General features: G+C 67.0%; 15 protein-coding genes and 1 pseudogene. All 16 read right to left on the bottom strand.

The annotated features are described in order from the left end of the window. Nucleotides 1-279 (bottom strand): annotated as a pseudogene (locus OGL92_RS21655) (hypothetical protein); the annotation flags it as partial. A gap of 12 nt (nt 280-291) precedes the next feature. Then, complete coding sequence (locus tag OGL92_RS21660) at nt 292-891, bottom strand: hypothetical protein (RefSeq protein ID WP_263147876.1); 600 nt, start codon at nt 889-891, stop codon at nt 292-294. After that, nucleotides 888-1,436, bottom strand: coding sequence for a hypothetical protein (locus OGL92_RS21665; RefSeq protein ID WP_263147878.1), 549 nt, complete (start codon nt 1,434-1,436; stop codon nt 888-890). The genes OGL92_RS21660 and OGL92_RS21665 overlap by 4 nt, the downstream gene beginning before the upstream one ends. Next, nucleotides 1,436-1,918: a head-tail connector protein gene (locus OGL92_RS21670; protein ID WP_263147881.1), complete on the bottom strand. Its 483-nt coding sequence runs from the start codon at nt 1,916-1,918 to the stop codon at nt 1,436-1,438. The genes OGL92_RS21665 and OGL92_RS21670 overlap by 1 nt, the downstream gene beginning before the upstream one ends. After that, on the bottom strand, nt 1,915-2,265 hold the full coding sequence (locus tag OGL92_RS21675; protein ID WP_263147883.1) for a hypothetical protein: 351 nt from the start codon (nt 2,263-2,265) through the stop codon (nt 1,915-1,917). The genes OGL92_RS21670 and OGL92_RS21675 overlap by 4 nt, the downstream gene beginning before the upstream one ends. A gap of 49 nt (nt 2,266-2,314) precedes the next feature. Continuing rightward, nucleotides 2,315-3,559, bottom strand: coding sequence for a phage major capsid protein (locus tag OGL92_RS21680; RefSeq protein WP_263147885.1), 1,245 nt, complete (start codon nt 3,557-3,559; stop codon nt 2,315-2,317). An 11-nt stretch (nt 3,560-3,570) separates the two neighbouring features. Then, complete coding sequence (locus OGL92_RS21685; RefSeq protein WP_263147889.1) at nt 3,571-4,272, bottom strand: HK97 family phage prohead protease; 702 nt, start codon at nt 4,270-4,272, stop codon at nt 3,571-3,573. A 4-nt stretch (nt 4,273-4,276) separates the two neighbouring features. Next, entirely contained in the window at nt 4,277-5,599 is a 1,323-nt protein-coding gene (locus OGL92_RS21690; RefSeq protein WP_263147891.1) for a phage portal protein, read from the bottom strand. After that, nucleotides 5,596-5,769 (bottom strand): hypothetical protein, encoded by a 174-nt coding sequence (locus OGL92_RS21695; protein WP_263147895.1) that lies wholly within the window; start codon nt 5,767-5,769, stop codon nt 5,596-5,598. Before OGL92_RS21695 ends, OGL92_RS21690 begins: the two co-directional genes overlap by 4 nt. 3 nt (nt 5,770-5,772) lie before the next feature. Continuing rightward, nucleotides 5,773-7,533, bottom strand: a complete 1,761-nt coding sequence (locus tag OGL92_RS21700; protein ID WP_263147897.1) for a terminase TerL endonuclease subunit — start codon at nt 7,531-7,533, stop codon at nt 5,773-5,775. A 3-nt stretch (nt 7,534-7,536) separates the two neighbouring features. Beyond that, nucleotides 7,537-8,016 (bottom strand): P27 family phage terminase small subunit, encoded by a 480-nt coding sequence (locus OGL92_RS21705; RefSeq protein ID WP_263147899.1) that lies wholly within the window; start codon nt 8,014-8,016, stop codon nt 7,537-7,539. Nucleotides 8,017-8,125: 109 nt separating this feature from the next. Then, a complete protein-coding gene (locus OGL92_RS21710) occupies nt 8,126-8,515 on the bottom strand; it encodes an HNH endonuclease (RefSeq protein WP_263147900.1) in 390 nt (129 codons plus the stop codon). After that, nucleotides 8,516-8,698 (bottom strand): hypothetical protein, encoded by a 183-nt coding sequence (locus tag OGL92_RS21715; RefSeq protein WP_263147901.1) that lies wholly within the window; start codon nt 8,696-8,698, stop codon nt 8,516-8,518. 108 nt (nt 8,699-8,806) lie between these two features. Beyond that, the gene (locus OGL92_RS21720; protein ID WP_263147903.1) at nt 8,807-9,271 is read right to left on the bottom strand and encodes a hypothetical protein; all 465 of its coding nucleotides are present in this window, start codon (nt 9,269-9,271) and stop codon (nt 8,807-8,809) included. After that, nucleotides 9,268-9,492, bottom strand: a complete 225-nt coding sequence (locus tag OGL92_RS21725; protein WP_263147906.1) for a hypothetical protein — start codon at nt 9,490-9,492, stop codon at nt 9,268-9,270. The genes OGL92_RS21720 and OGL92_RS21725 overlap by 4 nt, the downstream gene beginning before the upstream one ends. Beyond that, complete coding sequence (locus tag OGL92_RS21730; protein WP_263147908.1) at nt 9,486-9,929, bottom strand: lysozyme; 444 nt, start codon at nt 9,927-9,929, stop codon at nt 9,486-9,488. The genes OGL92_RS21725 and OGL92_RS21730 overlap by 7 nt, the downstream gene beginning before the upstream one ends. Between the last annotated feature and the right edge of the window lie 69 nt (nt 9,930-9,998).

Below are 9,998 nucleotides of genomic sequence, written 5' to 3' on the forward strand. Positions count from 1 at the left end.
GGCCCGGAGCACGTCGTGGTGGAAGCGCTCCAGCTCGGCGAATGGTGTCGACTTCGGGAAAACCCCTTCGATCTCGTAGCCGCGGCTGCGCCGAGCGCTGCCGAGGGTGCGCTCGACGGTGTGGTCGTCGCCCCAGCGCAGCAGCACGCGGGGGAGCGGGTCCCCGTCGCGTACCTGCTCGCCCAGCTCGACCCCCTTCACGTCGGTGGCATAGCCGTTGGCCGGCCGGATCTGCTCCAGCCGCGCGACAATCGCGGCGGTTATTTTCGGTCCTTTCATAGGTCTCCAGGGTTATCGGGCCTTGGCCTCGGCTTCGCGCAGCCGGCGCTCGAACTCCTCCTGAAGCATCGAGCCGATCAGAGTTACTGCCCTGCTGTCCGCCACTTGCCGGAAGTAAAAGGCAATGCTGGGTCCATAGGCAGGCTTCAGCCCCCACTCGTAGCGATAAGTCGCGGGGCCGCCCTTGGGGCGCTTGAGGTTGCGCGCCTTCTCGCTCCGGGTGGCCAGCGGCCGTTGTTTCGCACCGGATGGGTTGACAAAGCCCGCGGCAACCTTCGTGCTGCCACCCAGGCCCGGGACAGTAATGCGAGCCCGAGTAGCCGATAGCGGAATAAAACGCCAACCAGGTCTATCCATAACTGGCACACCGGCCCCGGAGGGGACGATTCGGGCGTTGAGCCGACGGGTACCTGCAAGCTTTATCGTCAAGCGCTTGTTGAGCCACGACCGCTTCCGGAACAAGGGCGACAGAGCCGGGACGAAAATCTCCTTCCGGGCTCGCCGCGCAGTGGTGTTCAACGCCCCGCGCAGCACCGGCTCCACGGCCTTGCCGATGGCATCCATACGGGCCCGGGCCATTTCCTCGCCCTGCAGGCGCACCGACAGCCTCACGACCGTTCCACCCACAGCGCCCGCACGATGCCGTCGTCGGTGTCGCCGGCGTAGCCGCTGACCGTCCAGCGCTCGCCGCCCACCTCGAACACGTCGCCCTCCTGGGGCCGGCCGGCCTCAATGACGGCCACTTCCAGCAGGGTGCGGTAGTCGGTGACCTGGCCACCCTGGTCGAGGAACGGCGCCGAGAAGTTCATGAACACCCGGCAGCAGCGCACCGCACCCCGCTCGGGCAGGTACCGCGCCGGCTCCCCGATCAGTTCGGTGGCCGTGATCGCCAGGTCAGCCCGAGTGCCGAGCGCGTCCCGGGCGCTGTCGATGTGGAACAGCCGCGGGCCGACCTTCAGATACCGGCCCTGGACGATCCGATCGGTGTAGCGACCGCGGCAGGCCACCTTCGCCGGGCTGCGCAGGCCGCTCGGGTAAGGCGGTTCGGCCGAGTCCTTCGCCAGCACCGACAGATAGGCCACGCCCAGGGAGAGCACCTGCAGGTCGGCATCCATCACCAGGATTTCGGCCGGGTGACGCAGTGATCCGGCGCGCATCAGACACCCATCCCGACCCGGTGAGGGGTCAGCAGCGACTTGGCGCTCAGCGGCAACTGGGCCACTGTCATGCCCTGCACCACGTCCTCGCGGTTCTCGTAGAGCGCGCCCAGGATCAGCAGGCACGCCGCCTCAACATCGGCGGGCATCACCAGACCGCGCTGGATCGCCCGGCACGCCGCCAGCTCCTCGCGCAGCAGATCGTCGGCGACGTGTTCGGCCTCGGCCTGATCGTCGCCATGGGGAACCAGCCGGGCGGCGGCGATCGCCTCGTCGTAGGCCACCCGCGCAGCCGCGCGCCGCGCCGGTACCGCCTGCGCCGCCGCATACTGGTCAGCCTGGGACGCATACAGCTCCCGGCCCAGGTACTGCACCGCCGAGCGCTCCGCGGCGTCCAGCTTGGCTTGCACCATGACTCGGTCCTCCTGGTAGGCCCGCAGGTGCTCCAGCGCACGGGCCAGCGGAATCACGGACACGGTCATGCCCCCGGCTTGTCGTCAGCGCCAGCGGCCGACGGCGCGGCATTGCCCTTATCGGCGTTGCCCTTGGCCTTGTTGGCGCCTTTCGCTGGTTCGGCGGTGCTGGGCGCCGGTGCGCCCGGGGTAGACGGCGTCGGTGCGGACTTGTTGGTCGGCTCGGTGAGGGTCTGGATCACCGGCGCAGCTGCAGCCTTGCGTGCCGAGCCCGGGTAGTCCTCGATCAGGTTGTTCGCCAGCAGGTCCGCGGCGCGGAAACGATCCACCTCGAGGGTGACGCCGGCCTTCACGTAGGAGGCCGAGGTGGGGCCGTTGTTGAAGCCGCGCCGGGTTTTCACTTGGATCTTGTCCATAAACGACAACGCCCGGTTTCCCGGGCGTGCTCCGCATGTGGTTGAGGGGTTACACGAACGAGCCGTGGACGAACGATTCGGGGCGGTACACGGCCAGGGCAAGGCGCTCCTCGGCGCGGATGGTCACCAGGTTCTTGCGGAAGTTGTCGCCGTCCTCGGTCGACACCTCGACAGCAGCTTCCTCGCGGTCGAACACCTGGGCGGCGATGTTCATGGCACCCACCAGGAACTCGCCCTCGGGTACCGCGTTGCTGTCGACCACCGGCAGCTTCCACAGGCGCTGGGCGCCGCCTTCCTGGACGTTCACCCACACGTAGCTGCCGTTCGCATCCTTGGTCAGCTCGATGTCGGCCCAGTCCACTGGGTTCAGGGCGATGGCGCTGGCGCGGTACTCGGCGACCCGCACCTGGAGGATGGCGCGGCGCAGGGTGTCGATCTTGGTGTCGCCCGGCTTGGTCAGCGACGTGAGGAAGGGAGTCGCCTGCGGGATCAGGCCCAGCAGGTTTTCACCCGTGCCGTCGCCGGCCAGCAGCTGCTCCTCCTCGCGGTATTTCAGGCCGTAGATGGCCCGGCCGTTGATGTAGCTCTCCAGCAGTGGGATGTCCGACAGCACCTGCTTGGAGGCCTGGAACCAGTGGGCGATGGTCTTGACGGTGGTGGTCACCAGGGCGAACGACAGGTCGGACTGCGCCTTGGCGGCGCCCTCACCCGCCTGTGGGGCGGCGTTGTTCTGGAAGCCGGTCTCCCGCACGTACTCGATCGCGTTGGAGCTGGTGCGCCCGGGCATGATGAGGTCGCGGATCGTGAACTGGCGCTCAGGCGCCGCCACCACACCCGGCACGCGGGCGGGCTCGATGGCCACACCCACCCCACCGGTTCCGGTGGTGGCGCTGGTGATGGTGGTCACCGCCTTCAGGTGCATGCGGGCAATGCCGCGGCCCTTCTGCTGGAGGCCGGTGAAGTCCTCGGTCTCCGCGAACTGCGCGCCGATGCTCTTGCCGCCCTGGGGATCGTTGGCGCTGAACCGGCGCGCCAGCTTCTGCTCGATCTCCTGCATCCGGTCTTGCAGGCCGAGGCCGTCCTTGACCAGACCCTCCAGCACGGTCTTGGTCTCGGCCAGGATGGTGCCGTGCTCCTTGATTTCGGCGGCGGCCTTGGCGGCGAACGCCTTGATTTCGGTATCGCGGGCGTCGAGCGCCTCCATCACGCTTTTCAGCTGGATCTGGTCGTCGGCGCGTTCCTTGCGTTGGAATTGGCGGTGCTCGGCGCGTTCGGCGGCGTTGCTCTTGTACATGGGGTGATTCCTCAGAATGAAGGGAGGGTGAAGCCGGCCAGACGCTGCTGCAGCGCCTTGATGGCCTCGGGTTCCGCCGTGAAGCCCTCGGAATCACTCCGGAGCAGGTGCGCCAGGCCGCGGTTGGCGATCACCGCGGACTGGGTTTTCGAGAAGCCTGCCTCGCGCAGGAGCTGCTCAAATTCAGGAAGCGACGGCATGGAGCCGTGGGCGAGCTTCGACTTGATGACGTCGGTTCGCGCCTCGTCGTTGGCCGGCACCGTCACGATGGAAATTTCGATCAGGTCCAGCTGGGTGAGCGTGCGAATGCGCGTCTTCTCGTCGTAGTTCGATTCGCGCACGTAGTAGCCAATCGACAGGCCGGTGATGGAGCGGGACTTCATGCCGCGGTAGGCGATCCGCGCATAGGGCGCCTCCTCCAGCCAGAGCTGCCCGGCGCCGAACAGGCCGCGGTCGTCCTCTTTCAGGCTGCCCAGGTCCCAGTCGCCGATCGGCTCGCCGGTCCGGTGCTGCCAGAGCACGGGGAAGGTTCGGCCTTTGCTGCGGGCCTCCTCGATCGATTCAAGGAAGGCGCCCGGCGCGACCACCTCGTTGTAGCTGTCCACCACCCCGAAGACGCTGCCGTAGCCAGAAAAAAGGCCGTCATCGCTGACGGCCTTGGTGTCGAACTCGAAGGATCGAACCTTCATCGGTGCCCGGTCTTTCCGGTTCATCCGTTCAGTCTCCTAGGGATGGAAGGCGCAGCCAGTCGGCCAGGGCCTGCTTGGCTTTCTCGCCTTCGCTGGCGTCGCCGAGCGAATCCAGCAGGGTGAGGTTGGATTGCACTGTCAGCAGGCCGGCATTGCCGCCCACGGGTGGCAGGTTCTCTTTTTCGCGGCAGTCGTCGCGGCTGTAGATGCCGTTCTGCGTCATCGCGCTGTAGAAGGCCGCGCGCGCGGCACTGTCGGCCCGCAGCAGGCCTTCGGGGTTGAACCTGACGAAGAATCGCCGGCGCTGCTCGGGCGCCAGCAGGCGCCGCTCGATGCTCTGTTCGATGCGCTGCATCCACGGCAGCAGGGTGAACGCCAGGAAGCCCAGCATCTGCTGCTCCATGCCCGTGCCCCAGCTGGTGGAGTTCGCGGTGTGGCCTACCATCCAGGGCGGTACCCGGAACCATCGGCAGATCTCCTCCACGTTGAAGGCGCGGGTCTGGAGCATCTGCGCGTCCTCAGGGGTCATGGAGACGGCCTGGTACTTCATGCCCGCCTCGAGCACCATCGTTTTGCCGGTGTTGACCGATCCGGCGAACTGCGCGGCCATGTCGGAGCGCAACTCCTCCCGCTGTTCCTTCTTGAGGATCTGTTCGGTGGAGAGCACGCCGCCCAGCTTCATACCGTTGGCGAAGATCTTGCCGGCCGACTCGTCAGCGGCCAGTGCTGAGCCGAACACCTGGCGGCCCTGGCTTATCGGGCTCAGGCCCTGCAGGGGGTCGAAACCGAAGCCGCGGGTGTGCATCACCTCGTCGTCGGTGGCTTCGTGCCTTTCACCCTGGGAGTCGGTGTAGCTGTAGCCGATCGCGCCGCTCTTCAGTCGGCGCGGCGGTTCAACCCACTGCGGCAGCAGGAACTCCAGGTTCGTCACTTCGCGCTTCTGCCAAGTCGGCACAACATAGCTGTTGCCGTTGATCAGCAGGCTCACCAACGCGTTTTCCCAGAACTCCACCGGGGTCTGGTCGGCGTTGGGCTGGGTGCTGATGACGTAGTGCAGCGGGTGCTGGCGGGCCACCGATTTTTTGCCGTTGCTCTCCTCGTAGAGCCCCAGGGGCAGGGTGGCCAGGGTCTCGGCGATCAGCCGCACGCAGGCCCAGCAGGCGGAGAGCTGCAGCGCGGTGCGCTGGCTGACCATCTGCCCCGACGCCGAGTCGACGCCGGAGAAGGTTCGCCAGAACCGGCTGTCTCGCAGGGTGACGGACCGGCCAACCCAACTGGCCAGCGAGGACTTCATCAGGCCCGGCTCGGCGCTCTTGTGCATGGCCACCTGCAGCACTCGGCCCAGGCTCATGGGCGGGCCTCGGCCACCAGGCCCCGGCGAATGAAACCGGCCGCCAGCAGCAGCGCCGCGCCGGCGGACAGCAGGGCATAGCCGGGGCCGGCGAGCACCAGCACGCCGCCCACCAGGCAGCCGAGGCCGCCCAGGGCCAGGCCCAGGAATAGCAGCAGTCCCACGTTCATGGTTCATCCCAAAATGATTGGTTTCGAGAAGAAGCCGGCGAGGTCTTCTTCTTCTGAGGTCACGCCCACCAGGCCGATGGCCATGAGGAAGGCAGCGAAGTCGTCGATCTTGTCCGCGCTGCGCTTCTTGTCCGGCGCGGTGTTGAGGTTGTCGTCCCGGCGCGCCACCAGGTTGGAGGCGCACCAGTTGAGGACCGGATCGCCGCCGTGGGCGAGCTTCCCGGAGATATAGGCGGCCTCGGCGACCTTCATCGCCGGGTGGTACGACTTCGGGCCCTGGATGAACTCCACCATGGGCACGCCCGCCTCTTGGAGGCGGCCGGCAATCTCGGTGGCGTTCCAGCGGTCGAAGCCCACTTGCTGGATCTGGAACCGCTCGTTCGCCTCGAGGATTGTCGCCTCAATGACGGAGTAGTCGGTCACCTCCCCGGGCGTGACGATCAGGTGCCCGGTCTCGACCCAGGCCGCGTAAGGCACCGTGCCGCGCTCGGTACGCGACGCCACCGCGGACTCCGGCACCCAGCGCCAGCCGTAGGTGTAGTAGATGCCATCCACAAGCCACACCAGCCGGAACGCCGTGAAGTCGGTGGTGCTCGCCAGGTCTAGGCCGCCCCAGCACGGGTAACCCTCCAGCCAGGCGAGGTCGACAGGGCCGCCGCATTTCGCCCACTTCGTCAGGTCCACCCAGCCCGAGGCGGTAGACGCCGGACGATTCAGCCGCTTGATGCGGAACTCCGCCAGCTTCGACGGCATCTGCTTGGCCTCGACCGCTTCCTTGCGGATCGCCGTCAGCAGGTGCGGGTTGGCCTCCATGAGTGGGTTAGCTTTGTGCCAAGCCGCCTCGTCGAACTCGTCGTCGGCCTTGATTCCGAGGGTCTTGTTTTCCTCGTCCAGGGCGTAGAAAACGACCAGGTAGTGGTCGGCGTCATGGCCGAACACGCCGGCCAGCAGGCGCTTGGCGAACTGCCGGATATCCGCCCAGGGTCCCGGATTGGTGTAGCCCTCGGTGGTCGTGAACAGGAACAGCGGGTTGCCCCGGGCACCGGCCGCCGACTGCAGCACGTTGAGCAGGTCGGCGGTCTTGTGGGCATGAATCTCGTCCAGCCCCACGTGCGACGGGTTGAGGCCGTCCTGGGTGCTCGCCTTCGCATGAACGGGCTTAAAGGTCGCGCCCGTTTTCATTCGGCTGACCGCCTTGGCCCACACCTGCAGACCGAACGCATCCCGGAGGTCGGGCGTCTTCTCCACCATCCGCTTGGCGACGCCGAAGATGATTTTGGCCTGCTGAAACGTGGTCGCCGCGCTGATCACCTGCGCGCCCTCCTCCGGCTCGCAGCACTCGCAATACAGCAGGATCGCCGCGGCCAGGGTGGACTTGGCGTTCTTGCGCGCCACCGCGAACAGCGCCGAGGTGTAGCGCCGCGGCCGGAAGTAGCCCCACCCGTCTATCTCGGCGCCGTCGCTCTTGCGGAAGCCGAACAGCTGCACCACGAAGAACACATGGCTTGGGTGCATCACGATGTCGGGCGTGTCCCACGTGCCCTCCACGTGCGGCAGCTTCTCTATGAAGTCGCAGGCGTCATCCGCATGCCACGGGTCGAAAATAAACGGGGCACCCTTCTTGCGCTTGGCGCGCTTGAGGTCATCCAGGAACCGCTTCGCCGCCTGCTGGATCAGCAGACCGTGCTTGCGGCGCTTCTTGTCGGCCAGGGCGGCCTCGGCGTAGTCGATGGCGATCTGGACGTATTCACGGTCGTTCGCCATGCGTCATGCCGGTTTCGGCCTCCCTATGCTGTTGGCGCTGAACTTGTTGGCGGCCGGCTTCTCTCCACCCATTGCCACCTTGCGGCGGCTGGCCGGGGTCATGCCGAATTCAGAGAACAGCGCCTTGAGCGCGCCATCCTCGGCCGCGGTGAGTTCCACGCCGGCTTTGGCTTTCTGCCGGAACCGTTGAAAGGCGAAACACAGTTGCTCCAGCGACCAGAGGTCGACCACCTGGAGCACGCGCGCGGCCACCAGTTGAGGACCGAGCGTTCGCCACATTTCGGCGCCGTCGGCGTTTAGGTGCTGCGGCGGTCCTGGGAAGTCTTCGACTAAATCGAACTGAGGTGCATCAGGTTGCTCGCGATCAGGCCGGGCTGTGCCGGACAGAACTTTCAGTTCCGGCGGTGTGGGTTTACGTCCCATCGCCGAACCTCGAATTTTGAAAATAGAATTTTGACGGCGCGAAAAAACGGAACCTCCCATCGTTCGGGGCTCCGATCGCTCTGGACTTTTGCACCCCCCCTCCCGTGGACCGCGCCAGACTGGTACGTGCCCCCTGGGTCCCGACCTGGGGCGCGGGCGCGTGGCCGGGTCAGGTCCGCCCGGTCATGTCGCGCCGGCGGCGGTTGTCGCAGGCGCGGCACAGGGTGCGCAGGTTGCTGGGCTCCAGCTCCAGCTCGGGGAACACCTTGCGCGGCTTGATGTGGTCGACCACGACGCCAGGCGTCACGCGACCCGCAGTCGTGCAGTCAAGGCAGAGCGGGTGCAGGGCCAGGTGCCGGCGCCTGGTCTCCAGCCAGCGCCGCGTGCTGTAGAAGTTGTCGGACACCGGCCGCTTCTGGTTGTAGGCCTTGTGCGTCTCGGCCTCACGCGCTGCCCGCTTGGCATCGATCAGAGCCTGATGCTCGGCGCAGTAGCTGCGCCCTTGGACCAGCCGCCGGCATCCGGCGAAAGCGCACATGCGCGGGGGACGGGCCGGCATCTACTGGCCCTCGCCCAGCGCACGCTTGACGATCTGCATCTGCACCCGGAGCAGTGCACGCAGGTGGTCCTCCAACATCTGCCGCACAGGCTTGGCCGTCTCGGTCAGAGGCAGTTCTGCCAGCAGGCGCGCCGCCCCGCTGATAGCGTGCTGCAACTCCTGGGTCACGGGGTAAGCGCTCATGGCTTCACCTTGGCCTGGCCGACCTGCTGCCGCTGAATGCAGTCCTGCACCTGGGCCGCACACGACAGCAGCGCGTCCTCGGTAGCGTCCAGCGCCAGGCGCCAGTCCTCATTGAGCCGCAGGACCGGGCGGGCGGGCAGCAGGCACGGCGTCAGCGGGCACTGAGCCGCCCGAACCGTCACGGTAGCGGGCTGGGTCTGTGCCGGCGGCGCGGGCGTAGTGCAGGCCGAGAGCGGCAGGCACAACGCCGCGCAGGTAATCAGCAACAGCCTGGTCATTGCGTTTCAACTCCTCGATGGCGCGCGCCTGGGCGGCGCCCTGGGTGGTCAGGGTCATGCTCAGGTGGCGCGTGGTCACGTCGATGTCGCCCAGCAAGCCGAGCTGGCGCTGCTGCTCGGCGAGCACGCCACCCTGCAGGTCGATCAAGCCTTGCTTCTCGTCCCGCTGGCGTTCGGCCAGCTCGGCCCGGCGCTGCTCGAAGGCGCGCTCGTTGTCCAGGTGATCGGCGCGCCAGAGCGTCAGCACCGAGGCCAGGCCCAGCACGCCGCAGGCGGCCCAGCTTATGGGGATCATGGCGAACCCTCCAGCGGCACCGGGTCGCTCGCCTGGCCGGCCCGGTAGAACAGGTGTGGCTCGGTGCGAACCGCTAAACGGGCCATCACACGGTTCTGAATAGAATTGATGTCACGCCCAGTCGCAGGCGCATCGTCAGGGTGGATAGCGGGCAGCCTCAGAAACTCATTCCAGAGCTCGCCTGCCAGCCGCAGCACTCGACGTTCCTGATCGGTCAGCATGTCGCGCCCTCCAAGAAAAGCCGCCTCTCTGCCGCGCGGCGCTGTGCGAGCCCTTCCAGGCGCCGTTCGCCGGCCTTATCCCAGCGTGCGAACTGCTCGGCAGCGCCGAGGTAGTCGCCAGCGTTGAGCAGGCGTAGCAGGGTGCTGGTGGCCAGCGCCTGGCGGCCCACGTTGAAAACGAACGAGACGAGGGCCGAGAACTGGTTGTCCGTCAGCTCGACCTTCACCAACTGGGTGACGGCCCGCTCGGCGGTGGCTAGGTCGCGGCGCAGCAGCTCCTCGGCCGTCTCCGGCGCGATGCGCAAGCCCTCCCGCGCTGTGGCGGTGTGGCCGTACCCGATGGTCCAGATGCCCACGGCATCCCGGTACGCGGTCAGGCGCTGCCCCTCGTGGCGCTTGATCAGCTCCAGGCCGGCGCGGTTGATGGTCTGTTTCATTGGTCTGCTCTCCGGCCTGCCCACTTGAGCAGGAAGTCGCGGATGGTGGTGACGCCCAGGAACCCGATC

The organism is Pseudomonas sp. RIT-PI-AD, from assembly GCF_025642785.1.
In the GTDB taxonomy this organism is placed as follows: Bacteria; Pseudomonadota; Gammaproteobacteria; order Pseudomonadales; family Pseudomonadaceae; genus Pseudomonas_T.

Coding starts and splice junctions, on each gene's coding strand:
- OGL92_RS21675 (WP_263147883.1), bottom strand. CDS start 2,265: ATGGACAAGATCCAAGTGAAAACCCGGCGCGGCTTCAACAACGGCCCC.
- OGL92_RS21725 (WP_263147906.1), bottom strand. CDS start 9,492: ATGCTGACCGATCAGGAACGTCGAGTGCTGCGGCTGGCAGGCGAGCTC.
- OGL92_RS21715 (WP_263147901.1), bottom strand. CDS start 8,698: ATGAGCGCTTACCCCGTGACCCAGGAGTTGCAGCACGCTATCAGCGGG.
- OGL92_RS21690 (WP_263147891.1), bottom strand. CDS start 5,599: ATGAGCCTGGGCCGAGTGCTGCAGGTGGCCATGCACAAGAGCGCCGAG.
- OGL92_RS21665 (WP_263147878.1), bottom strand. CDS start 1,436: ATGCGCGCCGGATCACTGCGTCACCCGGCCGAAATCCTGGTGATGGAT.
- OGL92_RS21685 (WP_263147889.1), bottom strand. CDS start 4,272: ATGAACCGGAAAGACCGGGCACCGATGAAGGTTCGATCCTTCGAGTTC.
- OGL92_RS21670 (WP_263147881.1), bottom strand. CDS start 1,918: ATGACCGTGTCCGTGATTCCGCTGGCCCGTGCGCTGGAGCACCTGCGG.
- OGL92_RS21705 (WP_263147899.1), bottom strand. CDS start 8,016: ATGGGAGGTTCCGTTTTTTCGCGCCGTCAAAATTCTATTTTCAAAATT.
- OGL92_RS21680 (WP_263147885.1), bottom strand. CDS start 3,559: ATGTACAAGAGCAACGCCGCCGAACGCGCCGAGCACCGCCAATTCCAA.
- OGL92_RS21730 (WP_263147908.1), bottom strand. CDS start 9,929: ATGAAACAGACCATCAACCGCGCCGGCCTGGAGCTGATCAAGCGCCAC.
- OGL92_RS21720 (WP_263147903.1), bottom strand. CDS start 9,271: ATGATCCCCATAAGCTGGGCCGCCTGCGGCGTGCTGGGCCTGGCCTCG.
- OGL92_RS21695 (WP_263147895.1), bottom strand. CDS start 5,769: ATGAACGTGGGACTGCTGCTATTCCTGGGCCTGGCCCTGGGCGGCCTC.
- OGL92_RS21700 (WP_263147897.1), bottom strand. CDS start 7,533: ATGGCGAACGACCGTGAATACGTCCAGATCGCCATCGACTACGCCGAG.
- OGL92_RS21710 (WP_263147900.1), bottom strand. CDS start 8,515: ATGCCGGCCCGTCCCCCGCGCATGTGCGCTTTCGCCGGATGCCGGCGG.